Below are 23,689 nucleotides of genomic sequence, written 5' to 3'. Positions count from 1 at the left end.
AATTGAGACGGGAATCTTGGCATGAGCGACAATGTTAATGATAATGCTTATTATTTGCAATAAAATCGCAGAACGCTCTTACGAATGCAAAGGAAACACGCCATGCCGCTCTTCCCCGCCACGCGGCGCGATGCGCTGCGCCTGGCCGTCGCAGCCGGCCTCGCCGCATTGCTCTCGGCCTGCGACGCTCCCACCCAATCCAGCGACGCGGCGGCCGCCGGCGCCGGTTGGCCGCGCACGCTGGACACGCCCAAGGGCAAGGTGACGCTGGACAAGATGCCGCAGCGCATCGTCTCCACCAGCGTAACGCTGACCGGCACCCTGCTCGCCATCCATGCGCCGGTGGTGGCCAGCGGCGGCAGCGCCGCCCATTCCAAAGTCACCGACGAGCAAGGCTTCTTCACTCAGTGGAGCGCGGTGGCCAAGCAGCGCGGCGTGACGCCGCTATACCAGGGCGAGCCCAATGCCGAAGCCATCATCGCCGCCCAGCCGGACCTGATCGTGATGGCCGGCACCGGCGGCGACTCCGCGCTGAAACTGTACGAGCAGCTGAGCCAGATGGCCCCGACCCTGGTGGTGAATTACGACGACAAGAGCTGGCAGGAGCTGGCCACGCTGCTGGGCCGGGCCACCGGCCACGAAACCGACGCCCGCGCCGCCATCTCCGGCTTCGACGCCGAAGCCGCCCAGTTGAAGGCGGCGCTGAAGCTGCCGCCGCAGCCCACCTCGGCGCTGGTCTATTACGAGGACGGCTCCGGCGCCAATCTGTGGACCCCGCAATCGGCGCAGGGCAAGCTGCTGCAGTCGCTGGGCTTTGAATTGGCCACCGCGCCGGACAGCGTCAAGGGCAATACCAGCATGGGCGTGCGCCACGACATCATCCAGCTGACCGGCGAGAAGTTCGCCGACGGCCTGCAAGGCAAGTCGATGATCCTGTTCAACGCCGATCAGGACCAGGTGCCGCAGGTGCTGGCCAATCCCTTCCTGGCCGACAGTCCGGCGGTGAAGGCCAGGCAGGTGTACGCCGCCGGGCTGGACACCTTCCGCCTGGACTACTACAGCGCGCGCAATCTGCTAGCGCGGCTGCGCAAGCAGTTCAGTTAGAAGCCTTTAGCTAGAGCCAGATAGATAAAATCCACGGAGGCGGTGTCGATCTGTCGCAATCTGGAAAATTTATTCCAAATAAATCACCTGTCCAATAGTGCAGGTCAAATCTTTTGCCGCTGTTCCTGATTGACTGCACTCCGTAAAATGGCTGGATTAAAAACAGGTTAATTCACATATAACCCTCATCAGAGGGTTTTTGTGCTGGAACACGACATGGACCTTGACAGCCTGCTTTCCTCCTTCGCCTCCGCCTTCACCCAGGACCAGCGCCTGCTCACCCTGGAGCTGGGCAGCGGATCCGTCGCCGCCGAGCAGCTGCTGCCGCAAAGCCTGGATGGCGAAGAGGGCGTGTCCAAGGCCTATCGCTATGCCGTTACCTGCCTCTCCCCCGACGGCGCCATCGAACTCAAGACCCTGCTCGGCCAGTCCGCCCGCATCGGCATCGCCGACGCCCAGGGCCGGGAAACCATCCGCTGCGGCGTGGTCAGCCAGGCCCGGCTGATGGGTTCCGACGGCGGCTTCGCCCAATACGGCCTGACCATCGAGCCGCCGATCGCGCTGTTGCGCCACCGCCGCACCTCGCGGGTGTTCCAGGACCTGAGCGTGCCGGACATCGTCCAGCAGATCGTCCGCGAGCACCAGGCGGCCAACCCGGTGTTCGCCCGCGCCCAGACTATCGAGTTCAAGGTCGGCCCGGCGCAGCCGCGCAGCTACTGCCTGCAGTACCGCGAGAGCGATTTCGATTTCATCGTCCGCCTGCTGCATGAAGAGGGCTACGCCTGGCGCTTCGAGCATGTCGACGGCGACAGCCCGCAGGTCAAGCTGGCGGTGTTCGACGACGCCTACAGCCTGCCGCCGGCCGAGGTGGAGCGCGTCCGCTTCCACCGCAGCGACGCCACCGAAGAAGAGGACGGCCTCACCGACTGGAACGCCAGCCGCCAGATCGTGCCCGGCAACGTAGCGCTGGCCACCTTCGACTACCAGCCGGTGTCCACCCAGCACACCGGCGACAGCAGCCAGATCGACCAGGGCCAGGGCGGCCAGGCGCTGCAATCCAGCCTGCAGGACTACGATCCGCAGGGCCTGTATTACGCCGGCGACGCCGAGCAGCTGTCGCATTACGCCCGGCTGCGGCAGCAGGCGCACGACCTGCAGGCCAAGACCTTCGAAGGCGGCGGCTCCATCCGCGGCCTGACCGCCGGCCAGTGGTTCCGCCTGGACGACCACCCGGCGCACGAGGCCGACAGCCACGAGCAGCGCGAATTCGTCGTCACCGGCCAAAGCTTCCAGGTGCGCAACAACCTGCCGACCGACCTGAAAGCCATCCTGCCGGCGGGCGAGCCCGCCGACGCCCCGTTCCGCACCCGGATCCAGGCGCAGCGCCGCGGCATCCCGCTGACCCCGGCCTACGCCGGCACCGCCTCGGCCAAACCCACCAGCCTGGGCGTGCAGACCGCCACCGTGGTCGGCCCCGCCGGCGAGGAAGTCCACACCGACGCCCAGGGCCGCATCAAGGTGCAGTTCCACTGGCAGCGCCCGGACGAGCACCCGACCATCGGCGCGGCGCTGGACGACAAATCCTCCTGCTGGCTGCGGGTCGCCATGCCGTCGGCTGGCGCCGGCTGGGGCCACCAGTTCATCCCGCGCCTCGGCCAGGAAGTGCTGGTCGACTTCATCGAAGGCGACATCGACCGGCCGGTGATCACCGGCGTGCTGTACAACGGCAGCCACCCGACGCCCGACTTCAGCGGCGCCGGTTCGCTCCCCGCCAACAAGACCCTGTCCGGCATCAAGAGCAAAGAACACCAGGGCGGCGGCTACAACGAGCTGCTGTTCGACGACACCCCCGGCGAAGTGCGCGCCAAGCTATCCAGCGAACCGGGCAAGACCCAGCTCAACCAGGGCTACCTCGCCCACCCGCGCAGCAACGGCAAGGCCCAGCCGCGCGGCGACGGCTTCGAACTGCGCACCGACCACCACGGCGCCATCCGCGCCGCCCACGGCCTGCTGCTCACCACCGAGGCGCAGAACGGCGCATCCGGCAAGCAACTGGCGCGCGAGCACGCGCAGAGCGAGCTCGACGCTGCGCTGAGCCTCTCGCAAGCGCTGGCCGAAACCGCCACCGGCCAGTTGGCCGACAGCATGGAAACCGGCCCCGACGAGATCGGCCCGGACAACGCCAAGGCCGGCAAGAAGACAAACGGCCACCTGCAGCACCACGTCGACGCGCTGAAAGCCTGGGAAGCCGGATCGAATACCGACAAGGACGGCAAAACGGCGAAAGAGCAAGCCGGCCAACAGCCGCTGCTGGTGCTGTCCGGCCCGGCCGGCATCGCCTCCCTGACCGAGCAAAGCCAAACCCTCAGCGCTGGCCAGAACCTGAATCTGGTCGCCCAGCGCGACGCCAACCACGCGACAGGACGGCGCTGGCTGCACAACGTCGGCCAGCACATCAGCCTGTTCGTGGCGGGGGTGAAGGACAAGGTGGCGCTGAAGCTGATCGCGGCGAAGGGCAAGGTGCAGGTGCAGGCGCAGAGCGACGCGATGGAGCTGACGGCGGATAAGGACCTGACCATTACCTCCTGCAAGGACAAGATCATCGTCCATGCCGGCGACGAGATTCTGCTGACCGCCGGCGGCGCCTACATCCGCATCAAGGGCGGCAATATCGAGGTCCACGCGCCGGGCAAGGTAACGGTAAAGGGTGCCAGCCATACGCTGGACGGCCCGGCTAGCATGGACTGGTCGCAGCCTCAGTACAAGAAGATCGTCTGCACCGAGCAGATCGACGCCCAGCTGCTGACCGAGGCCCATCCTGAATTCAGCGGCAAGAAATACGTCTACTACTCCGCCGACACCGGCAAGAAACTCGCGGCCGGCGCGCTGGACGGCAGCGGCATGACCGACCGCATCCACCTGCCCGGCGTCAACAACATCAAGGCCCTGATCGGATCAGGCGAATGGGAAATCCTGTAATGAATCATCGCTACGCTATTTTCGCCATCGGCGCGCTGGCGCTGTCCGCCGCTACAGATGCCGCCAACCAGCCCGAGGACGTCTCGGTAGACCTGGGCTGGAACACGCTGCAGCTTCACGCCAGCCAGACGCTGGCCGGCTCGACGCCGGCGCAGTATTCGGCGAAGAACCTGTTCGACGCGAGCCCGGCCAAGGCCTGGGTTTTCCATGGCGAGCAAACGTCGCGCGAATCCGAGCAGATCGCCAATCCAGCGACGCTGACGCTGACGCTGGCGAAGCCGAGCCCGCTGTTCGCCGTCGCGCTGACTCCGGGCTACGCCAAGTCGGCGGCCACCCAGTTCCAGAACGCCTCGCCGAAGAGCGTCACCATCAGCCTGTACCGGGCCCATGAGGACAAGCCGTTTGAAATGCGCCGCTTCGCCCTCAGCTACCACGCCCGTGAATACTCGCTGCCCCAGTTGCAGCGGGAACTGAAAACGGTGGCCTTCACTAACCAGTCGGACGACAAGATCACAGGCAAATCGGACAATGCGCTGAACACCGCCGAACGGCTGCTGCTGGTCAACGCCGGAGGCGCCGAAATCGCCAAGCTGGAGCTGAAGATCTCCGCTATCGAACCGGGAGCGAAATTCTCCGATGTCGCCATCAGCAAGCTCCGGTTGCTGGACCGGCAAGCCAGCCAGAACAGCGCCGAATTCCGACTGGTCCGCTTCATCGCCCGCGACCTGGACAAGGCCGCCAAGCAGCTAGCCGGGGCCCCTCGCTGCCTGAGTTACACCGAGCAGAACCCCTGGCCGCTACTGAGCGATCGCCCCTGCACCGGTCCGGCTGCGCAACTGCAGCAAGGCCAGGCCGATCAGGGCATCGACGATGTCATCCTGAGCCGCAAGGACCCGGCCAGCCGGCAATACCAGATTCCATTCGCCGTCGCGCTGCGCGACGCGCAAGCCAGCGGCGCCGGCGGCAGCCGGCGGCTGCGTCTGTCCGCCGCCGACGTGGAGGGCAATGAGCTGATACTCGGCAAGAACACTGGCGGCCAGTTGCAGGCGTTGTCCGGCCTGACGCTGACCCAGGCGTTTCTCGCCAATCGGACCGATGGCTTCGGCAAAGCTTATCTGCAGCCGCAGGGCAGCCCCTACTTCTTCTTCGCTTACGCGCGCCCGCAGTTCACGCCGGACAAGGATAGCTACCAACTGAGCATCTACGGCCCTGCCGGCCGCCAGGAGGCGCAATGGGCAACCAGGTAGACAAGTACAAGGATTTCGACTTCGGCAAATACAGCGAGGAACAGAAGTACGACATCCTGCAGCGGCTGTTCGAACATCACGCCGCCGCCAACGGCAAGAACAATGTCGACGGCTTCGCGTTCGAGACCGCCAACGGCCGTGTCAACCTGATAGGCGCGCGCGGCTTCGACCACGGCAAGGTCGTCAAGGACAGCAACAAAGTCTTCGACGACACGTTGTTCGTCGTCTACAAGGACGCGTCCGGCCAGAAAAAAGTCGCCGAATTCGAATTCAACACCGAACCCTACAGCAAGCAGAACGGCCAGTTGGCCGGCCGGGTGCTGATCAACGGTCTGTACCAGTACAAACTGGGCAATCATAAGATATCGTCGTACCACGACCATGCCAGCCTGGCGGAAATGCAAAGCACGCACCATTTCGTCCAGCGCCACAACTACCGGGCGCTGAGGATAGTAAAAGGCCTTGCTTTCCGCGCCCAAAACACTGGCACGGCAAAGGCCCCGGAATACGAATTCAGCCCGGACCAACCCAACGCGCCGTCGACGACCTACGAACACAACATCCATTACGGCGGCGAAGGCCCGAACAACCGCACCAGCAACTGGAGCGAAGGCTGCCAAACGGTCAAGGGCATCGACAACTACATCCGGCTGCTGAAGATTCTGGAGCAGGACTACAGCCTGTTCGGCACCATCCACAACGAGCTGATCGCCAAGCCGGCAGTCGACGGCAAGCGCGCCGTGGTCTACGCATTGCTGGACGGCCACCAGATCGCCGACGAGACCAAGATCCAGGTCAAGTTCCTCGATCGCATTCTTCAGCCGATGATCGATGTCTGGTACGAAATCCGCCACGGCGACCAGACCATCACCGGCAAAACCGACCAAGACGGCGACACTGGCGCGCTATTCGGCCACGATCCCAAGGACAAGATCAGCGTCAAGGTGAAAGGACCGGTAGGCGATGCCAAGAAGCTCCCCCCGGTGCAGGCAGAAGAGAGCGTGTTCCATAAATACCTGTGCGTGATCAGCCCCAAAGTGTTGTGCGACGGCTTGTCGCGCCCGGACGCCGACCACAAGGAACCCGAGATCGACAAGACCCGGTCCAAGACCCACAAGCATCACAACAAGGAACGCAAGCCGGTATCCAAGGTGGAGGTGCCGAAGGATCGCAATCCGCTGGAGAAACCGATTCCAGATGACGAGTTCGAAGACTGCAGCGCGCTGAATCAGGAACAGATCAGCAGCATTCTCAAGGCCAATAATGCTGTGCTGGTCGATACCTATAAAGCCGATGAGCTGATCTACAAGGCGGCGCAGAACTACAAGCTGAATCCCAAGGTTCTGCTGGCGACGATGAAGCAGGAGCAGGGCTGGGCCAAAAACGGCCGCTACAACAAATTGATGGGCGTCGGCCCGGGCGGGCAGCCGTCGGCGATGGGAGTGGAAGAGTCGATCAACAAATCGGCGCAGATCTACCGCAAGCAATTCGACGACGGCAAAAAGAAGCTTGCCTCGTTCAAGATCAACTTCGATCCCAAATCCCATGAAGTCGCGGCAGTGGGCAGCGGCGGCGCCTCTGTCAGCGCGGATGAAGCCAAGGCGATGAAGGAAGGCTATCTGTACACGCCGCGCACCGCCTCCGAATACGCCAAGCTGCACTACACCCCATGGACCTACTTTCCCCCGCAACGCAGCCGCCCCTACGATACCTGGGTAAAAACCTTCCGGAGCTTCTGAATGAAAATCCATGCCCTGCTGGGCCTCGGCGCCCTGCTGCTGACACAGCACGCGCTGGCCGCCTGCGACAGAGACGGCTGGCGGCAGTTGCTGAGCCATGCCGACGCCCCGGCCGTCGCCGCCTATGTCGAGAGGCAGCATTGCGACGTCGACCAGTCGCTCGACGATGTCTCCAAGACGCCGCTGGTCTATGCGATCGACGCCCGCAACCGCGCCGCGGTGCAGGCGCTGCTAAAGGCCGGCGCCAATCCCAACGCTGACGGCTACGATGGCAACACGCCGCTGTTTTACGCAGTGGCCGCCAAAGATATGAACATCGTTCAGGATCTGATCGCCAGAGGGGCTGATGTCAACGCATCCACACGCACCAGCGAAATCACGGTGTTGATGGCGGCCGTTCTGGACTCGACGCCCGCGATCGCGTCTTATCTGGTCAAGCGCGGCGCATCCCTGAGCGATGCCGACAAGTACGGCCATAAACCGGCCGACTATGTAGCCAAACTCCCGGTGAAACAGCAAGCTGCGATGCGGGCAGCCTTGAGGAAAAACTGAATTCCGGATGGCCAAGCAAAAACGGGGAGCCGCTTGCGCAGCTCCCCGTTTGGCATGGAACGAATCGATCTTAGCGATACATGCCCGCGTCCGCGGTCATCACCACGCGGCTGTGCGGCGGCGTCTGTCCGTCCACCGCCATCATCACGCTCAGCGAGGTGATGGTGATGATGGAGAAGAAGAACACCTGGCGCGCCCAGGCGCGGTCGTCGGTCTCGCGCTTGTAGCCGGACAGCGCCATCTTCAGCCACCACAGGCTGGTGGCCACCGCCACCGCCAGGTAGCCGTAGCCGGCGTAGCCGCCGTACACCAACATCACGGTCGCCGCGGCGAAAGCCAGGATGTAAAGCACGATCTGCTGCTTGGCGGCGGAAATGCCCTTCACCACCGGCAGCACCGGGATGCCGGCCGCTTCGTAGTCCTTGAAGCGGAAGATGGCGATCGCGTACGAGTGCGGCATCTGCCACAGGCTGAACATCAGCAGCAGGATGGCCGCGCCCATGTCGAAGCGGCCGGTGACGGCGCAGTAGCCGGCCACCGGCGGCACCGCGCCGGACAGGCTGCCCACCAGGGTGCCGTACACCGAGTTGCGCTTCATGTACAGGCTGTACACGCCGACATAGATCACGAAGCCGAACAGCACGCAGCCGGTGGCCAGCGGATTGGTGCAGAACCACAGCAGGGCGAAGCCCGCCAGGCCCAGCACCGCGCCGTGCGCCAGCGCGGCCTTGGTGCTCATCGCGCCTGTGACCAGCACCCGTTTCTGGGTGCGGGCCATCTTGGCGTCGATGTCCTGATCGATGCAGTTGTTGATCGCGCAGCCGGAAGCCACCACCAGCGACAAGCCGATGACAGTGGCCGCGAGCAGCCACCAGTCGATCGATCCCTGCGCCGCCAGCAGGAAACCGCCGGCGGCCGAGATCAGGTTGCCGAAGATGATGCCCGGCTTGGTGACCTGAAGATAACGCTTGAACTTCAACTCAGCCTTCCTCAGCGCATCATCAGCGCGTCGGCGGTGTAGATGATCCAGATCGACAGGACCACCAGCAGCACGATCACCATGCCGGTGAACAGGAAGGAGAAGGTGTTGAGCTTGCCTTCCTTGCTGAAGTCCAGGTGCAGGAAGTACTTCAGCTGCACCACGATCTGCACCACCGCCATCGCCAGGATGCCGATCAGCGTCGCCTGCTTGGTGAAGGCACCGCCCATCACCATCCAGAACGGGATGGCGGTGAGCACCACCGACAGCAGGAAGCCGACCATGTAGCTCTTCACGGTGCCGTGGCTGGCATTGTCATGGGCGTGGCTCATCACATGGCTCCTTTCAGGTAGACGACGGTGAACACGCAGATCCACACGATGTCGAGGAAGTGCCAGAACAGCGACAGGCAGTTCAGGCGGGTCATGGCGCGGCCGGTCAAGCCGGTCTTGACCACTTCGGCCATCATCACGCCCATCCACAGCAGGCCGGCGGTCACGTGCAGGCCGTGCAGGCCCACCAGGCCGAAGAAGGCCGACAGGAAGGCGCTCTTCTGCGGGCCGTGGCCTTCGGAGATCAGATGATGGAATTCATTGATTTCCATGCCGATGAAGGCGGCGCCGAACAGGAAGGTCACCGCCAGCCAGCCGAGCACGGCGGACTTGTTGCCCTTGTGGCCGGCGATCATCGCGAAGCCGTAGGTGATGGAGGACAGCAGCAGGGCCGCGGTTTCCACCAGCACGTATTGCAGATCGAAGATGTCCTTGCCGGACACGCCTTCCGCCACGTTGCGGAACAGGACTGCGTAGGTCGCGAACGCGGTCGCGAACAGGATGCAGTCGGTCATCAGGTAGAACCAGAAGCCCAGCACGGTTTGCGAACCGCTGTCGTGGTGCTCGTGGTCGTCGTGCGCGGCGTGCGCTTCTTTTACATAAGTCGTCATGTCAGATTCAACCCGTTACGCGGTGGTGGTCGGACGCGCAGCCTTTTTCGGCTGGGCCGGATCACGCTCGGTGTAGTTGTCGACGTCGATGCCCAGCTTCTCGAAGCGGGCGCGCTCGATCGCTTCCACTTCGTCCACCGGCACGTAGTAGTCCAGGTCGTTGTCGTAGGCGCGCACCAGCATGCAGCCGACGATGCCCACCAGGCCGACGATGGCCAGCCACCAGATGTGCCAGATCAACGCGAAGCCCAGCACCGTGGCGAAGGCGCCGATATAGATGCCCACCGCGGTGTTGCGCGGCATGTGGATCGGCTCGTACGACTTCGGCACCGCGTAGGCCACGCCCTTTTCCTTCATGTCGGTGAAGGCGTAGATGTCATGCACTTGCGGCAGCTTGGCGAAGTTGTAGAACGGCGCCGGGGAAGACGTGGACCATTCCAGGGTGTGGCCGTTCCACGGGTCGCCGGTTTCGTCGACCAGCTTCTTGCGGTCGCGGATGCTCACCGCGATCTGCAGCAGCTGGCAGGCGATGCCGGCGGCGATCAGCAGCGCGCCGAACAGGGCGATGTACAGCCACGGCTCCCAGGCCGGGTTGTCGGTGTGGTTCAGGCGGCGGGTCATGCCCAAGAAGCCCAGCACGTACAGCGGCATGAAGGCGAACATGAAGCCGATCTGCCAGAACCAGAACGAGGCCTTGCCCAGCTTGTCGTTCAGCTTGAAGCCGAACACCTTCGGGAACCAGAACGACACGCCGGCCAGGTAGCCGAACACGGCGCCGCCGATGATGGTGTTGTGGAAGTGGGCGATCAGGAACAGGCTGTTGTGCAGCACGTAGTCGGCACCCGGCACCGCCAGCAGCACGCCGGTCATGCCGCCGATGGAGAAGGTCACCATGAAGCCCAGCGTCCACAGGATCGGGGTTTCAAAGCGCAGGCGGCCCTTGTAGATGGTGAACAGCCAGTTGAACAGCTTCACGCCGGTCGGGATCGAGATGATCATCGTCGCGATGCCGAAGAAGGCGTTCACGTTGGCGCCGGAGCCCATCGTGAAGAAGTGGTGCAGCCAAACCATGAAGCCCAGCACCGAGATCGCGCCGCTGGCGTAGATCATGGACTTGTGGCCGAACAGGCGCTTGCCGGCGAAAGTGGACACCACTTCCGAGAAGATGCCGAACGCCGGCAGAACCAGGATGTACACCTCGGGGTGGCCCCAGGCCCAGAACAGGTTCAGGTACATCATGGCGTTGCCGCCCAGTTCCGCGGTGAAGAAGTGGAAGTCCAGGTAGCGGTCCAGCGCCAGCATGGCCAGCGCGCCGGTCAGAATCGGGAAGGAAGTGGCGATCAGCACGTTGGCCCAGGTGCAGGTCCAGGTGAAGATCGGCATGTCCATCAGCTTCATGCCCGGGGCGCGCATCTTGATCACGGTCACCAGGAAGTTGATCGCGGTCAGCGTCGTCCCGATGCCGGATATCTGCAAGGCCCAGATGTAGTAATCCACCCCCACGTCAGGACTGAACCCCAGCTCGGCCAGCGGCGGATAGGCCACCCAGCCGGTGCGGGCGAAGTTGCCCACGCCCAGCGACAGGTTGACCAGGATCACCGCGGACACCAGCAGCCAGAAGCTCAGCGAATTCAGGAAGGGGAAAGCCACGTCGCGCGCGCCGATCTGCAGCGGCACCACGATGTTCATCAGGCCCGTCATGAACGGCATCGCCATGAAGATGATCATGATCACGCCGTGGGCGGTGAAGATCTGGTCATAGTGCTCGGGCGGGAACACGCCGTGGGCGCCGCCGGTGGCCATCGCCAGCTGGGTACGCATCATCAGCGCGTCGGCGAAGCCGCGCAGCAGCATGATCATGGCGACGATGATGTACATCACGCCGATTTTCTTGTGATCGACCGAAGTCAGCCACTCTTTCCAGAGATAGCCCCACTTGCCGAACTTGGTGATCAGCGCGAACAGCATCAGCCCGATCAGGCCGGCGCCTCCCAGCGCCCCCATGATGATGGGCTCATGGAACGGGATCGCGTCCAGAGTCAGTTTACCTAACCACATCGATTGTTACTCCTTCACAACCGGCGGCGTGATCGCGGCGCACAGTTCTTTGGTCATCTTGGTCAGCTTGATGGCGTCGTCGCTGTCGGCCAGCGACGGGCGAGCGGCCATGTACTTGTGCTGCACGGCCTCGAACAAGTACGGCGTGGTCGACGCGTAGTATTCCACCGCATTGTTTTCGCTAGGCTTGAGCAACTTCAGGTACGCGGGCGCGTCCAATGCCTTGCCGGAAGCCTTGGCTTTGGCCACCCAGGCTTCGAATTCGGCCGGGGTCTTGGTGGCGACGGCGTTGAACTTCATGCCGGAGAAGCCGGCGCCGCTGTAGTTGGCGGAGAAGCCCTTGTAGGTGCCCGGTTCGTTGGCGATCAGGTGCAGTTGGGTCTGCATGCCGGCCATCGCATAAATCTGGCCGCCCAGCTGCGGGATGAAGAACGAGTTCATCGCCGCGTCGGAAGTGATCTTGAAGCTCACCGGGGTATCGGCCGGGAATACCAGCTCGTTGACGGAAGCGATTTGCTGCTCGGGGTAGATGAACAACCATTTCCAGTTCAGCGCCACTACCTGCACCTGAATCGCCTTCTTGTCCGACTCCAGCGGACGATAAGGATCGAGCTTGTGCGTGCTCTTCCAGGTCAGCGTCGCCAGGAAGGCGATGATGATGCAGGGGATCAGCCAGACCACGATTTCGATCTTGGTCGAGTGCGACCATTTCGGTTCGTAGGCGGCGTCCTTGTTGCTGGCGCGGTACTTCCAGGCGAAAACCAAGGTCATCACGATCACCGGGATGACCACCAGCAGCATCAGCGCAGTTGCCGTCAGGATCAGGGACTTCTGCTCAGCGGCGATCTGGCCCTTGGGATCGAGAATGCCGCCTTGGCATCCCGACAGCAGGGCGATCACCACAGGCGCCAGCCCCCGCATCAGGCGGGAGGGTCTATGGTTTCTCATCATACGACTTTTCGGGTTAAAAATCCTTTGGCGCGCAGATGCGCAACAGGCGTTGCGAGCTGCGCTCCAACGCCAAGAAAACAGTTCCTTGCCAGACCAAGAAGCGACAGCGCCGGGCGCGGTCCCATCCGTCCAGATCAAACCAAAAGTTTAGGGATCGCGGATATTCCGCGACCGGCCCCACCGGCGGCCTGCGCCGGATACGGCGGGAAGCGACTCCACAATCGCTTCCGGACGATGGCGTGACAGCTGAAGATCACTGCCCGAGTGAAACGCCGCATGCGGCGCGGGAAGACAGGAATTCGGCAAGCACAAACATCAATGCCCGACACCGTCGCGCTGCGACAAATCGTCGCGGCCCTCAAGGGCGGGCGGGCGTATTAGAAACAGTTCCAGCCAATATTTCAAGAGTCTTGACTATGATCAACACCGCGCTGCCAGCAAATATGCCATTCGATTGACAAAAATCAAGGACGCCCCTCGCCGCATTCTGCCGGAGCAACAACCACTTAGGACAAAGTCATCAACATGACCAAGACATGTCGGCGGTTGCAAATCGTTACAAAAAATATTTCTTTCGGCACAGCGCCGAACCGGAGAAAGTTTGGACAAGAAGCAAAAATGGCGATCCCCATCGCCCCATGACGGGTGCGGGCAACTTTGCTTGGCAAACGCGCGCGAGGCGAAAAGATCGACAGAAACGCAAAAAGCCGAATCAAAACATCGATTCGGCTTTTCTGGTATTTGGTTGCGGGGGCAGGATTCGAACCTACGACCTTCGGGTTATGAGCCCGACGAGCTACCAGACTGCTCCACCCCGCGTCAGAGAGATTGCATATTAAGGCAAAGCTAAAAGCGCGTCAAGAACTTTTTACATAAAAGCACCTGTCACCCGCTTTCTTCCCGATCTGAGAGACGCCGCGGCAACAAAAAAGCGGCCCAAGGGCCGCCTTCTCGCATCAAGCCAAATCCAATTACTTCTTCTCGGCGCGGGCCTTGGCCACCAGCTCGTTCATCACCTGGATCATGCGTTCCGGCGTGCTGGTCACCACCACGTACTTGCCGTTGACGATCACGGTCGGCGTGCCCTGGATCTGGTAGTCGCGGGTGATCTTGCTCGCGCGCGCCACCTGGGCGTTGATGCCGAAAGAGTTGTAGGTCTGCAGCAGCTTGGCGCTATCGACGCCCTTCTGCTGCTTGATCCAGCCGGTGAACTGCTCAGGCTTGGACAAATCCACGCGCTGCTTGATCTGCGCCTCGAAAGCCGGACGATGCAGCTTGTCGAAGGTGCCGGTGGCGTTGAAGGTGGCGAACATGCGGGCGAAACCTTCCATCGACTTCTGCCAAACGATCTGCTCCTTGCGGAAGCTCACGTCGGCCGGCAGGGTCTTGGCCCAGGCGTTGAGGGCCGGATCGTCGTCATAGCAATGGATGCAGTGGTAGGAGAAGAATTCGATCACTTCCACCTTCTTGGGATCGGCCACCGGCTGGGGCGTGCTCAGCATCGTGTAGTCCTTGCCCAGCTGGATCGCGGCATTCGCCATGCCGCTGACCGCCAGCATTGCCAACAACAACCATTTCTTCATGTTCTTTTCCCGTTACTTGGAGAGATGAGACTTACTCGGCCTTCACCACATTGGCGCTGATGCCGTCCTGTTTCAACTGCGCGCGGATGCGCTCCACGTCGTCCTGCCGGCTCAACGGGCCGACGCGGACCCGGTGGACCATCCCCTTGTCAGGCACGTTGACCGACTGGATCTTGGCCTCCACCCCCAGCAAAGCCAGCTTGGCCTTCAGGTTGTCGGCCTCGTCCTGGTTCTGGAACGCGCCCAGCTGCAAATAAACTTTTTTGGCAGGCGCCGATGCCGAAGGTTCCCCCGAACGCGAGGACTTGGCGTCGGAGGTGACCGCGTCCACCTGGCCCGGCAGAATCTTGTAAAAATCGAAGCGCTGCTCATCCTTACCGGTCTTTGCCGGCGCTTGCTGCGCCGGTTTGGGCTTGGCTTCGTGCGGCGTCGCCGGCGGAGGCAGCGGCACCGTCTCGGTGGAATCCAGCGTGGCTTGTTGCGGCGCTTGAGCCGGAGGCGGCGCGGCCGGCGTCGTGGCCGAAGCGGCCTCGGAAATGCGGGTGCCCGGCGCCAGCAGCTCGGTCGGCGGCTGCGGCGCTTCCGCCTTGCGCTCGTTCTTGGGCTGGAAGGCGGCCGGCGAGCGGTTCAGATACATCGCCAACCCCACCGCCACCGCCACGCCGACGATCAGGCCGATGATGATGCCCGCCATCATGCCGCCTCCGCCGCTGCGCGACGAGGAGGAGTTGCCGCGCCCGCGCGACGGTCTGGGGGAGTTTTTCAGGTCTCGATTAGCCATTCACCACTACCGCTATGTCTGTTGGACAGCCATCATGCCATCCGGATTTAATTGATCAATTTTATCAAGCGCCGCCTTGCATGACGCGCCTGAGCTGGATCGCCTGCAATACATGGTTGCGGCTTATCGTTTCGACGCCCTGCAAATCGGCGATGGTGCGCGAAACCCGCAGTATCCGATGATACGCGCGCGCCGACAAGCCAAGTTGTTGCAAAGCCTTGGCCAGCACGGCCAGCGCGCCCTCGTCGCCGCGGCAATGCGTCTCCAGCGCCTCGCCCTGCAGCGTCGCGTTCAAGCCGCCCTGCCGCGCCAACTGGCGCTCCCTGGCCTCGAACACCCGCCGGCGCACCGGCTCGCTGCCCTCTCCCGGCCTGGAATGCTGCAACTCCTCCGCCGTCAAGGCCGGCACCTCCACCTGCAAGTCGATCCGGTCCAGCAAGGGGCCCGAGATTTTACCCCGATACTTCGCCACTTGCTCGGGCGAGCACTGGCAGCGCCCGGAAGGGTGGCCATGATAGCCGCAAGGGCAGGGATTCATCGCCGCCACCAGCTGGAAGCGCGCCGGGAAACTGGCCTGGCGCGCCGCGCGCGAGATATGGATCACCCCGCTCTCCAACGGCTCCCGCAACACTTCCAATACCTTGCGATCGAACTCCGGCAACTCGTCCAGGAACAGCACGCCATGATGCGCCAGGCTGATCTCGCCCGGCCGGGGCTCGCTGCCGCCGCCGACCAAGGCCACCGCCGAGGCGGTGTGATGGGGAGAGCGATACGGCCGCACCCGCCAGCGCCCCGGCTGGAAACCCTGCGACCCCAGCGACTGCACCGCCGCGCTTTCCAGCGCCTCCCGCTCGGACAAGGGCGGCAGCAAACCCGGCAGCCTGGCCGCCAGCATGGACTTGCCGGTGCCGGGCGGCCCCATCAACAGCAGGCTGTGCCCGCCGGCCGCGGCGATCTCCAGCGCGCCGCGCGCGATGGACTGGCCTTTGACATCGCCGAGATCGGGATAGTTCGGCCACTCTCCGCCCAGCGCGCCGGCGAACGGCTCCAACGGCTGCAGGCCGTTCAGGAAGGCGCAGGCCTGCGGCAAGGACCCCACCGCGTAAATGGCCGCGCCTCCGACCACCGCGGCTTCCGCCGCGCTGTCGGCAGGCAACACGAACGCCCGGCCCGCGGCATGGCACTGGCAGGCCATCGCCAGCGCGCCGCGCACCGGACGCACCGCGCCGCTTAGCGCCAGCTCGCCGGCGAATTCGTAACGGGCGATATCGTCGTTCTTCACCTGGCCGGAGGCCAGCAGGATGCCGATGGCGATGGGCAGATCGAAACGGCCGGAGTCCTTGGGCAGGTCGGCCGGCGCCAGATTGACGGTGATCTTGCGGGCGGGAAATTCGAATCCCGAGGTGAGGATGGCGGCGCGGACGCGGTCCCGGCTTTCCTTCACCTCGGTGTCGGGCAGGCCGACGATGTTGAACGCAGGCAGGCCGTTGGCGAGGTGGACCTCGACGGCAACCTCCGGCGCGTCAAGCCCGGACAGCGCCCTGCTCGCCACCACCGCCAGCGTCATGGCGCTCAGGAGTGGCCGAGTTCGGACTGTTCTTCCGCTTTAGCCGCGGCCTCGTCCGGAAACACTTGGTTCTCCAGCCTGGCCAGGCGCGACTCCAACGCGGCCAGCTTTTCCCGCGTGCGCGCCAGCACCGCCTGCTGCACGTCGAATTCCTCGCGGGTGACCAGATCCATCTTGGAAAACGTGGAAGCCATCATCGCGCGGACATTCTTCTCGATATCCTTGGCCGGGCTGGCGGCGATGGTCTCGCTGATCTTGGCGCTGATTTCTTCAAACAGTTTCTGGCTCAACATGGTGGCGGCTCCCGCAGTGTCTTGATCTTCAGCCGAGTGTAGCAAAAAGCGCCCTCGCGCTCCCGCATTTCCTGCCCGCAAGGACATGTCAGCCCGTCTCCAGATTTCATCTAGGCCATGTTGCGACGCAGCGATGCACCAAAACTGTGCAGCATAAGCAGCCCCGGCGCACAAGGAAAGTGCCAAAACGGCCAGCGCGGCCTTTTTTGCAGTGCATCACAATTCAGAGAACGCCCATCGCGGGCTGGCACGATTCCTGCATAACCATCCGCAGCAGAACCATCTGTCAATCGTCCGAGAAGGAGCCGCCATGAAACTCGTTACCGCAGTGATCAAGCCGTTCAAGCTTGACGAAGTCCGCGAAGCGCTGTCCGCCATCGGCGTACAAGGCGTCACCGTTTCCGAGGTCAAGGGATTCGGCCGCCAGAAAGGCCATACCGAGCTGTATCGCGGCGCAGAATACGTCGTCGACTTCCTGCCCAAGGTGAAGCTGGAAATCGCCATCGACGACGCGCTGCTGGACCAGGTGGTGGAAGCCATCGAGAAGTCCGCCCGCACCGGCAAGATCGGCGACGGCAAGATCTTCGTCTACGACCTGGAGCAGGTGATCCGCATCCGCACCGGCGAAACCGGCGCCGACGCGGTCTGACCGCTTTGTGAAACTGGGGAAACCATAATGAAAAAGATACTCGCTGCAATGGCTTCCGGGCTCGCCGCCCTCTCGCTGCCCGCCCTGGCCGACGCGCCGGCCGGTCCCGCGGTGGTCGCCGCCAAGGTGATCAACTCCGGCGACACCGCCTGGATGCTGACCTCCACCGCCCTGGTGCTGTTCATGACCATTCCCGGCCTGGCGCTGTTCTACGGCGGCATGGTCCGCAAAAAGAACGTGCTGGCCACGCTGATGCAAAGCTTCGCCATCACCGCGCTGGTGACTGTGCTGTGGGCCGTGGTTGGCTACAGCCTGGCCTTCACCGTGGGGACGCCGTACATCGGCGATCTGTCGCGCTTCATGCTGGACGGCATGGTGTACATGAAGGACGCCGGCAAGCTGGCCGTGCATCCTCTGGCCGGCACCATTCCGGAATCGGTGTTCATGACCTTCCAGATGACCTTCGCCATCATCACCCCGGCTTTGATCACCGGCGCCTTCGCCGAGCGGATGAAGTTCTCGGCGATGCTGGTATTCATGGCGCTGTGGTCATTGCTGGTCTACGTGCCGGTGGCGCACTGGGTGTGGGCGCCGGGCGGCTGGATGGGCGACAAGGGCGTGCTGGACTTCGCCGGCGGCACCGTGGTGCACATCAACGCCGGCGTGGCCGGCCTGGTGACCGCGCTGGTGCTGGGCAAGCGCGTCGGTTTCGGCAAGGAGGCCATGCCGCCGCATAACCTGGTGCTGACCCTGATGGGCGCGTCGATGTTGTGGGTGGGCTGGTTCGGCTTCAACGCCGGCTCGGCAGGCGCCGCCGACGGCCGCGCCGGCATGGCGATGGTCACTACCCAGGTCGCCACCGCGATGGCCGCGCTGGCCTGGATGTTCGCCGAATGGGCCACCAAGAAGAAACCGTCAGTGCTGGGCATCGCCTCCGGCGCGGTCGCCGGCCTGGTGGCCATCACTCCGGCCGCCGGCTTCGTCGACGTCAAGGGCGCGCTGATCATCGGCCTCGCCGCCGGCGCGGTCTGCTTCTGGGGCGCCACCGGGCTCAAGCACATGCTGGGCTATGACGACTCGCTGGACGCTTTCGGCGTGCACGGCGTGGGCGGCATCCTGGGCGCGCTGCTCACCGGCGTGTTCGCGGTCAAGGACATCGGCGGCGCCGACGGCAGCCTGGCCATCCAGGCGCTGGGCGTCGGCGTGACCATCGCCTACTGCGGCATCGTCACCTTCATCCTGCTCAAGCTGGTGGACATCGTGCTGGGACTGCGCGTCGCCGAGGACGAAGAGCGCGAAGGCCTGGACCTGGTGCTGCACGGCGAACGCGTGGAATAAGCCGCCAGATCGAAGATTGTTGTGTAAGGGACTTGGCGGGGCTTCGGCCCCGTTTTTTTTTCGCCGGCACAAAGTGAAAAAACCGGCCAAAGGCCGGTTTCGCTCGATGCGACAAGCTTACTTGACGATGCGCAGGCTGGGACGCCCGCTGGGACGGTTCGGCGACGGATCGTCGCCGCCGGAGTCCGGCGCGTCTTCTTCGGCGCCGACCGGCTTCAGGCTGGCCGCCTCCTCGCTCATCGGCTCCACCTCGAAGCCCATGCCTTCGCCGGTCTCCCGGGCGAAGATGGACATCACGTTGCCGATGGGCACCCAGATGTCGCGCGATACGCCGCCGAAGCGGGCGGAAAACGAGATCCACTCATTGTCGATGCGCAGGTTCTTGGTTGCGGTCTCGGCGATGTTCAGCACGATCTCGTTGTTCTTCACGTATTCGAGCGGCACGTCGGCGCGGCTGTTCACCCACACCACGATGTACGGGGTGTAGCCATTGTCGCCGCACCACTGGTGCAGCGCGCGCAACATGTACGGCTTGGTGCTGGAGCTCATCGCGTCTCCTTTACTTGCGCATCGCCTTTTCGGACGGGGTCAGCGAATCGATGAAGGACTGGCGCTGGAAGATGCGCTCGGCGTACTTGAGGATGGGCGCGGAGCTCTTGCCCAGGTCGATATTGTAATGCTCCAGGCGCCACATCAGCGGCGCGATGGCCACGTCGATCATCGAGAAATCGTCGCCCAGCATGAATTTCTGCTTGGAGAAGATCGGCGCGATGGTGGTCAGGCCGTCGCGGATCGCTTCGCGCGCCTTGGTCGCTTCCTTGCCGGTGGCGCCGGCTTCCAGCGTCTTCACGTGGATGAACAGCTCGTTTTCGAAACGATGCAGGAACAGGCGGGCGCGGGCGCGCATCACCGGATCGGCCGGCATCAGCTGCGGATGCGGGAAACGCTCGTCGATGTATTCATTGATGATGTTGGACTCGTGCAGGATCAGGTCGCGCTCCACCAGAACCGGCACTTCGTTGTACGGGTTCATCACAGCCAGGTCTTCCGGCTTGTTATGGATATCCACATCGATGATTTCGAAATCCATCCCTTTTTCGAAGAGCACGATACGACAGCGCTGACTGAACGGGCAGGTGATTCCGGAGTAGAGGGTCATCATGGCGGAGAAAATCCTTGACTAACTTAAAAAATGAGTGCAGCGCGCATTCTAGCACTATCCAGCGGCCACATTCCAGTCTTTCAACACAACATCATGATTTAAAAAAGAAAAAAGGCGGAATCGCTTCCGCCTTTTTTCAACTTGCCCGACGGCTTCAGTGCACGTCGCGCCAGTATTCCTTCTTCAACAGATACACCAGCGGGAACAGCAGCAAGCCCAGGAACATCACCACCACGTAGCCTATCTGCTGGCGCTTCACCGCGGCCGGCTCGCCCATATAGACCAGGAAGTTGGTCAGGTCGCGCATGCGGCGGTCGAACTCGGCGGTGTTGGCCTTGCCGTTCTCCAGCTTGGTCAGCGTGCCGGCCTTGACCAGTTCAAGCTTGTGCTCCTCCTGGCCCTCGGCGTTCTTCACCGTCTTCAGCTCTTGGTCGCCTTGCCATTCCCAGAAGATGTGCGGCATGCCCACCTTGTCGAACACCAGGTTGTTCCAGCCGGTCGGACGGGATGGATCGCGATAGAAGCCGCGCAGATAGCTGTACAGGTAATCGGCGCCGCGGGAACGGGCGATCAGCGACAGGTCCGGCGGCGTCGCGCCGAACCAGGCCTTGGCGTCCTGCTTGTTCATCGCGATGTTCATCTGATCGCCGATCTTGGCGCCCTCCGGCATCAGGTCGGCCTTGATTTGCTCCTCGGTCAGGCCGATGTCCTCCAGCCGGTTGTAGCGCATCATGCTGGCCGAGTGGCAGGACAGGCAGTAGTTGGCGAAGATCTGCGCGCCGCGCTGCAGGCTCTCGGTATCCTGGATGTCGATGTTCGCCTTGTCGAGCTTGGGCCCGCCCTCGTTGGCGAAGGCCGGCATCGCGACAGGCAGCGCCAGCGCCGCGGCGGCGATCAGGTGACGGATCTTGTTTTTCATTTTCCTTATCCCCTTGCTTACACGTTCATGGCGAACAGCGCGGCCAGGAACACGGTCAGCGCCACCAGGGCCACGAACTGGATCTGGCGCTTGGCGTTGGTATCGGTCACGCGCTCCGGCACCGGGACGCTGCCCACGTCGTTCTTGGTGTAGAACGGCATGCCCAGGAAGAAGGCGAAGTAGATCGCCGAGAAGATCTGCGAGATCAGCGTGCGCACTTCGGTCGGCGGCATCGCGCCCAGGATGCCCAGGCCGATGAACGCGGCGATGAACAACACCAGCGCGATCTTGAACTTGGGCCCGCGGTAGCGGATGGACTTGATCGGCGAGCGGTCCAGCCACGGCAGGAAGGCGATCAGCACCACAGCCGCGCCCATCGCCAGCACGCCCCACACCTGAGTGCCGGCGAACGACGGAATGGCGCGCAGAATCGCGTAGAACGGCGTGAAATACCATACCGGCGCGATGTGCGGCGGGGTCTTCAACGGATCGGCCTGATCGAAGTTCGGGTGCTCGAGGAAGTAGCCGCCCATTTCAGGCAGGAAGAACACGATCACCGAGAACACCACCATGAACACCACCACGCCGAGGATGTCCTTGATCGTGTAGTAGGGGTGGGAGTAGATGCCGTCCAGATACAGGCCGGTATTCGGATCCTTGGGCTGCTTCTTGATCTCCACGCCGTCCGGATTGTTGGAGCCCACTTCGTGCAGCGCCATCAGGTGGGCCGCCACCAGCGCCAGCAGCACCAGCGGCACCGCGATCACGTGCAGCGCGAAGAAGCGGTTCAGCGTGGCGTCGGACACCACGAAATCGCCGCGTATCCACAGCGACAAGTCGGGGCCGATCACCGGGATGGAGCCGAACAGGTTGACGATCACCTGGGCGCCCCAGAACGACATCTGGCCCCAGGGCAGCAGGTAGCCCATGAAAGCTTCGGCCATCAGGCACAGGAAGATCAGCGTGCCGAACACCCACACCAGCTCCCGCGGCTGCTTGTACGAGCCGTAGATCAGGCCGCGGAACATGTGCAGGTAAACCACGACGAAGAACATCGAGGCGCCGGTGGAGTGCATGTAGCGGATGATCCAGCCGCCGGCCACGTCGCGCATGATGTACTCGACCGAAGCGAAGGCGACCGGAATGCCGGCGGCGTTGAGCGTGCCGTCCGGCTTGTAGTTCATGGTCAGGAAGATGCCGGTGACGATCTGCAGCACCAGCACCAGCATGGCCAGCGAACCGAAGAAATACCAGAAGTTGAAGTTCTTGGGCGCGACGTACTTGCCCCATTGACTTTCCCACAGGGCGGTCAGCGGGAAACGCTCGTCCACCCAGTTAAGCAATTTTTGCGCTTTGCTCATTTTTCGCCCTCAGCTTATTTGTCGTCGCCAATCAGCAGGCGGCTATCGGACAGATACTTGTGCGGGGGGATTTCCAGGTTCTTCGGCGCCGGCACCCCTTTGAACACGCGGGCGGCCAGATCGAACTTGGAACCATGGCAGGGGCAATAGAAGCCTCCCAGCCACTCCGGCCCCAGGTCGGCGGGCGCCAGGTCAGGCCGGAAGGTCGGCGAACAGCCCAGGTGGGTGCAGATGCCGACCGCCACCAGGAATTGCGGCTTGATCGAACGGTTCTCGTTCTGGCAGTACTTGGGCTGTTGATCGACTTCGGATTTCGGATCCGCCAGCTTGGGATCGTTCTTGGGCAGGTTCTTGATCTGCTCGGGCGTGCGGCTGAGCACCCATACCGGCTTGCCGCGCCATTCGACGTTGATCTTCTGGCCGGCCTCGATCTTGCCGATGTCGACCTCGACCGGCGCGCCGGCTGCCTTGGCCCTCTCGGACGGGAAAAAGCTCATGAAAAACGGCGTGGCCGCTCCGACTACCGCAACCCCCCCAACAGCGCTGGAAGCGATCGTCAGAAAACGACGGCGCCCCGTATCGACTTGCTGTTCACTCATTACAGTCATCCTCAATCGTGGAAATCGAGCCCTAAACCGCTGGATTTTACCCGATTACTAGTAGGGACTTGAAGCTTCTATGCAAATAAATTGATCGAGACGCCAGCAACTTGCTTAAACAGGGTTATAAACGTCAATAAATTCGACATTTATGCCGGATACTTGCGCCAAATGCTCGCCTAGTGCCTTGATGCCAAAGCGTTCCGTGGCATGATGTCCCGCGGCGATGAATGCCACATCGCTTTCCATCGCCATGTGGTAATTCTGTTCCGATGCCTCGCCGGTGATGAAAGCGTCAACCCCAAGCGCGATCGCGTCGGCGAAAAAACCCTGCGCCCCGCCGGTGCACCAGGCCACCCGCCGCACCGGCTTGCCGGGCCGTCCCAACAGCTGCGCCTGCCGTCCCAGGGCCGCCGTCACGTGCCCGGCGAACGCCGCGGCGTCTCCGCCCGCAGTCCAGCCGCCATGCCACAGCAGGCCCTGCTCGCCGGCTTGCCCCGCGGGTTCCAGGCCCAGCACGTTGCCAAGTTGCGCGTTGTTGCCCAATTCCAGGTTCCCGTCCAGCGGCAGGTGATAAGCCAGCAAGCTGATGTCGTGCCGCAGCAAGGCGCGAATGCGTTGCTTCTTCATGCCGCAGATTCGCGCGTCCTCGCCTTTCCAGAAATAGCCATGGTGGACCAGGATGGCATCGGCGCCTCGAGCCACCGCCGCGTCGATCAAGGCCTGCGACGCCGTCACCCCCGTCACCACCTTGTTGATCTCCGCCCTTCCCTCAACCTGCAGGCCGTTGGGCGCATAATCCTTGTAGCGCCACGGCTCAAGACAGGCATCCAAAATGTTTTGCACGTCATGAATCTGCATGGTCTTCATTTCCTCAATATTGAT

At 62.9% G+C, this 23,689-nt stretch carries 22 protein-coding genes and 1 tRNA gene; 7 read left to right on the top strand and 16 right to left on the bottom strand.

The annotated features are described in order from the left end of the window. Positions 1-102 precede the first annotated feature (102 nt). The 5 genes from fepB (at position 103) to ACY3GB_RS17590 (ending at position 7,621) form a co-directional block, all read left to right on the top strand. Positions 103-1,104 (top strand): Fe2+-enterobactin ABC transporter substrate-binding protein, encoded by a 1,002-nt coding sequence (fepB, locus tag ACY3GB_RS17610; RefSeq protein ID WP_463089875.1) that lies wholly within the window; start codon positions 103-105, stop codon positions 1,102-1,104. A 216-nt stretch (positions 1,105-1,320) separates the two neighbouring features. Continuing rightward, positions 1,321-4,083, top strand: coding sequence for a type VI secretion system Vgr family protein (locus tag ACY3GB_RS17605; protein WP_463089874.1), 2,763 nt, complete (start codon positions 1,321-1,323; stop codon positions 4,081-4,083). Further along, a complete protein-coding gene (locus tag ACY3GB_RS17600) occupies positions 4,083-5,330 on the top strand; it encodes a hypothetical protein (protein ID WP_463089873.1) in 1,248 nt (415 codons plus the stop codon). The genes ACY3GB_RS17605 and ACY3GB_RS17600 overlap by 1 nt, the downstream gene beginning before the upstream one ends. Further along, the gene (locus ACY3GB_RS17595; protein WP_463089872.1) at positions 5,315-7,069 is read left to right on the top strand and encodes a hypothetical protein; all 1,755 of its coding nucleotides are present in this window, start codon (positions 5,315-5,317) and stop codon (positions 7,067-7,069) included. The genes ACY3GB_RS17600 and ACY3GB_RS17595 overlap by 16 nt, the downstream gene beginning before the upstream one ends. After that, positions 7,070-7,621 carry an ankyrin repeat domain-containing protein gene (locus ACY3GB_RS17590; protein WP_463089871.1) on the top strand — a complete coding sequence of 184 codons (552 nt, stop codon included), beginning with the start codon at positions 7,070-7,072 and terminating at the stop codon, positions 7,619-7,621. It begins immediately after the preceding gene. A gap of 70 nt (positions 7,622-7,691) precedes the next feature. Here the strand turns inward: ACY3GB_RS17590 and cyoE are convergent, their stop codons facing one another. From cyoE to ACY3GB_RS17540, 10 genes are all read right to left on the bottom strand, one after another. Continuing rightward, a complete protein-coding gene (gene cyoE, locus ACY3GB_RS17585) occupies positions 7,692-8,600 on the bottom strand; it encodes a heme o synthase (RefSeq protein ID WP_463089870.1) in 909 nt (302 codons plus the stop codon). A gap of 11 nt (positions 8,601-8,611) precedes the next feature. Beyond that, positions 8,612-8,932 carry a cytochrome o ubiquinol oxidase subunit IV gene (cyoD, locus tag ACY3GB_RS17580; protein WP_463089869.1) on the bottom strand — a complete coding sequence of 107 codons (321 nt, stop codon included), beginning with the start codon at positions 8,930-8,932 and terminating at the stop codon, positions 8,612-8,614. Continuing rightward, complete coding sequence (cyoC, locus tag ACY3GB_RS17575; RefSeq protein ID WP_046156641.1) at positions 8,932-9,543, bottom strand: cytochrome o ubiquinol oxidase subunit III; 612 nt, start codon at positions 9,541-9,543, stop codon at positions 8,932-8,934. Before cyoC ends, cyoD begins: the two co-directional genes overlap by 1 nt. A gap of 15 nt (positions 9,544-9,558) precedes the next feature. Further along, positions 9,559-11,601: a cytochrome o ubiquinol oxidase subunit I gene (gene cyoB / locus ACY3GB_RS17570; RefSeq protein ID WP_463089868.1), complete on the bottom strand. Its 2,043-nt coding sequence runs from the start codon at positions 11,599-11,601 to the stop codon at positions 9,559-9,561. 6 nt (positions 11,602-11,607) lie between these two features. Then, positions 11,608-12,552, bottom strand: coding sequence for a ubiquinol oxidase subunit II (gene cyoA / locus ACY3GB_RS17565; RefSeq protein ID WP_326980796.1), 945 nt, complete (start codon positions 12,550-12,552; stop codon positions 11,608-11,610). A gap of 742 nt (positions 12,553-13,294) precedes the next feature. Next, positions 13,295-13,371: transfer RNA gene (locus tag ACY3GB_RS17560), tRNA-Met, on the bottom strand. Positions 13,372-13,523: 152 nt separating this feature from the next. Further along, positions 13,524-14,135, bottom strand: a complete 612-nt coding sequence (locus ACY3GB_RS17555; protein ID WP_463089867.1) for a thiol:disulfide interchange protein DsbA/DsbL — start codon at positions 14,133-14,135, stop codon at positions 13,524-13,526. Between the two features lie 31 nt (positions 14,136-14,166). Next, positions 14,167-14,916 carry an SPOR domain-containing protein gene (locus ACY3GB_RS17550; protein WP_463089866.1) on the bottom strand — a complete coding sequence of 250 codons (750 nt, stop codon included), beginning with the start codon at positions 14,914-14,916 and terminating at the stop codon, positions 14,167-14,169. Between the two features lie 64 nt (positions 14,917-14,980). After that, a complete protein-coding gene (locus ACY3GB_RS17545) occupies positions 14,981-16,483 on the bottom strand; it encodes a YifB family Mg chelatase-like AAA ATPase (RefSeq protein WP_463089865.1) in 1,503 nt (500 codons plus the stop codon). Positions 16,484-16,488: 5 nt separating this feature from the next. Then, positions 16,489-16,776, bottom strand: a complete 288-nt coding sequence (locus ACY3GB_RS17540; protein ID WP_021478497.1) for an accessory factor UbiK family protein — start codon at positions 16,774-16,776, stop codon at positions 16,489-16,491. 310 nt (positions 16,777-17,086) lie between these two features. On the opposite strand from ACY3GB_RS17540, the gene glnK reads away from it, so the two are divergent. After that, on the top strand, positions 17,087-17,425 hold the full coding sequence (gene glnK / locus ACY3GB_RS17535) for a P-II family nitrogen regulator (protein ID WP_021478498.1): 339 nt from the start codon (positions 17,087-17,089) through the stop codon (positions 17,423-17,425). Between the two features lie 27 nt (positions 17,426-17,452). Then, positions 17,453-18,763 (top strand): ammonium transporter, encoded by a 1,311-nt coding sequence (locus tag ACY3GB_RS17530; RefSeq protein WP_463089864.1) that lies wholly within the window; start codon positions 17,453-17,455, stop codon positions 18,761-18,763. A gap of 117 nt (positions 18,764-18,880) precedes the next feature. Here the strand turns inward: ACY3GB_RS17530 and ACY3GB_RS17525 are convergent, their stop codons facing one another. From ACY3GB_RS17525 to ACY3GB_RS17500, 6 genes are all read right to left on the bottom strand, one after another. Continuing rightward, positions 18,881-19,312, bottom strand: coding sequence for a ClpXP protease specificity-enhancing factor (locus ACY3GB_RS17525; protein WP_463089863.1), 432 nt, complete (start codon positions 19,310-19,312; stop codon positions 18,881-18,883). Positions 19,313-19,322: 10 nt separating this feature from the next. Continuing rightward, entirely contained in the window at positions 19,323-19,925 is a 603-nt protein-coding gene (locus ACY3GB_RS17520) for a glutathione S-transferase N-terminal domain-containing protein (RefSeq protein WP_021478501.1), read from the bottom strand. Positions 19,926-20,079: 154 nt separating this feature from the next. Further along, positions 20,080-20,844 (bottom strand): cytochrome c1, encoded by a 765-nt coding sequence (locus ACY3GB_RS17515; RefSeq protein ID WP_463089862.1) that lies wholly within the window; start codon positions 20,842-20,844, stop codon positions 20,080-20,082. Between the two features lie 17 nt (positions 20,845-20,861). Further along, positions 20,862-22,205 carry a cytochrome b gene (locus tag ACY3GB_RS17510; RefSeq protein ID WP_463089861.1) on the bottom strand — a complete coding sequence of 448 codons (1,344 nt, stop codon included), beginning with the start codon at positions 22,203-22,205 and terminating at the stop codon, positions 20,862-20,864. A gap of 14 nt (positions 22,206-22,219) precedes the next feature. Continuing rightward, complete coding sequence (petA, locus tag ACY3GB_RS17505) at positions 22,220-22,804, bottom strand: ubiquinol-cytochrome c reductase iron-sulfur subunit (RefSeq protein ID WP_070979767.1); 585 nt, start codon at positions 22,802-22,804, stop codon at positions 22,220-22,222. Between the two features lie 114 nt (positions 22,805-22,918). Continuing rightward, positions 22,919-23,665 carry a Nif3-like dinuclear metal center hexameric protein gene (locus ACY3GB_RS17500; protein ID WP_463089860.1) on the bottom strand — a complete coding sequence of 249 codons (747 nt, stop codon included), beginning with the start codon at positions 23,663-23,665 and terminating at the stop codon, positions 22,919-22,921. Positions 23,666-23,689 lie beyond the last annotated feature (24 nt).

The sequence above is a fragment of the Chromobacterium sp. Ag138 genome, assembly GCF_055181315.1.
This window is presented reverse-complemented; position numbering and strand designations above follow the sequence as displayed.

Coding starts and splice junctions, on each gene's coding strand:
- ACY3GB_RS17550 (WP_463089866.1), bottom strand. CDS start 14,916: ATGGCTAATCGAGACCTGAAAAACTCCCCCAGACCGTCGCGCGGGCGC.
- cyoD (WP_463089869.1), bottom strand. CDS start 8,932: ATGAGCCACGCCCATGACAATGCCAGCCACGGCACCGTGAAGAGCTAC.
- ACY3GB_RS17510 (WP_463089861.1), bottom strand. CDS start 22,205: ATGAGCAAAGCGCAAAAATTGCTTAACTGGGTGGACGAGCGTTTCCCG.
- cyoB (WP_463089868.1), bottom strand. CDS start 11,601: ATGTGGTTAGGTAAACTGACTCTGGACGCGATCCCGTTCCATGAGCCC.
- ACY3GB_RS17525 (WP_463089863.1), bottom strand. CDS start 19,312: ATGAGCTCCAGCACCAAGCCGTACATGTTGCGCGCGCTGCACCAGTGG.
- ACY3GB_RS17590 (WP_463089871.1), top strand. CDS start 7,070: ATGAAAATCCATGCCCTGCTGGGCCTCGGCGCCCTGCTGCTGACACAG.
- glnK (WP_021478498.1), top strand. CDS start 17,087: ATGAAACTCGTTACCGCAGTGATCAAGCCGTTCAAGCTTGACGAAGTC.
- cyoA (WP_326980796.1), bottom strand. CDS start 12,552: ATGATGAGAAACCATAGACCCTCCCGCCTGATGCGGGGGCTGGCGCCT.
- ACY3GB_RS17500 (WP_463089860.1), bottom strand. CDS start 23,665: ATGCAGATTCATGACGTGCAAAACATTTTGGATGCCTGTCTTGAGCCG.
- ACY3GB_RS17600 (WP_463089873.1), top strand. CDS start 4,083: ATGAATCATCGCTACGCTATTTTCGCCATCGGCGCGCTGGCGCTGTCC.
- cyoC (WP_046156641.1), bottom strand. CDS start 9,543: ATGACGACTTATGTAAAAGAAGCGCACGCCGCGCACGACGACCACGAG.
- ACY3GB_RS17530 (WP_463089864.1), top strand. CDS start 17,453: ATGAAAAAGATACTCGCTGCAATGGCTTCCGGGCTCGCCGCCCTCTCG.
- ACY3GB_RS17515 (WP_463089862.1), bottom strand. CDS start 20,844: ATGAAAAACAAGATCCGTCACCTGATCGCCGCCGCGGCGCTGGCGCTG.
- fepB (WP_463089875.1), top strand. CDS start 103: ATGCCGCTCTTCCCCGCCACGCGGCGCGATGCGCTGCGCCTGGCCGTC.
- ACY3GB_RS17595 (WP_463089872.1), top strand. CDS start 5,315: ATGGGCAACCAGGTAGACAAGTACAAGGATTTCGACTTCGGCAAATAC.
- ACY3GB_RS17540 (WP_021478497.1), bottom strand. CDS start 16,776: ATGTTGAGCCAGAAACTGTTTGAAGAAATCAGCGCCAAGATCAGCGAG.
- ACY3GB_RS17605 (WP_463089874.1), top strand. CDS start 1,321: ATGGACCTTGACAGCCTGCTTTCCTCCTTCGCCTCCGCCTTCACCCAG.
- ACY3GB_RS17555 (WP_463089867.1), bottom strand. CDS start 14,135: ATGAAGAAATGGTTGTTGTTGGCAATGCTGGCGGTCAGCGGCATGGCG.
- ACY3GB_RS17520 (WP_021478501.1), bottom strand. CDS start 19,925: ATGATGACCCTCTACTCCGGAATCACCTGCCCGTTCAGTCAGCGCTGT.
- petA (WP_070979767.1), bottom strand. CDS start 22,804: ATGAGTGAACAGCAAGTCGATACGGGGCGCCGTCGTTTTCTGACGATC.
- ACY3GB_RS17545 (WP_463089865.1), bottom strand. CDS start 16,483: ATGACGCTGGCGGTGGTGGCGAGCAGGGCGCTGTCCGGGCTTGACGCG.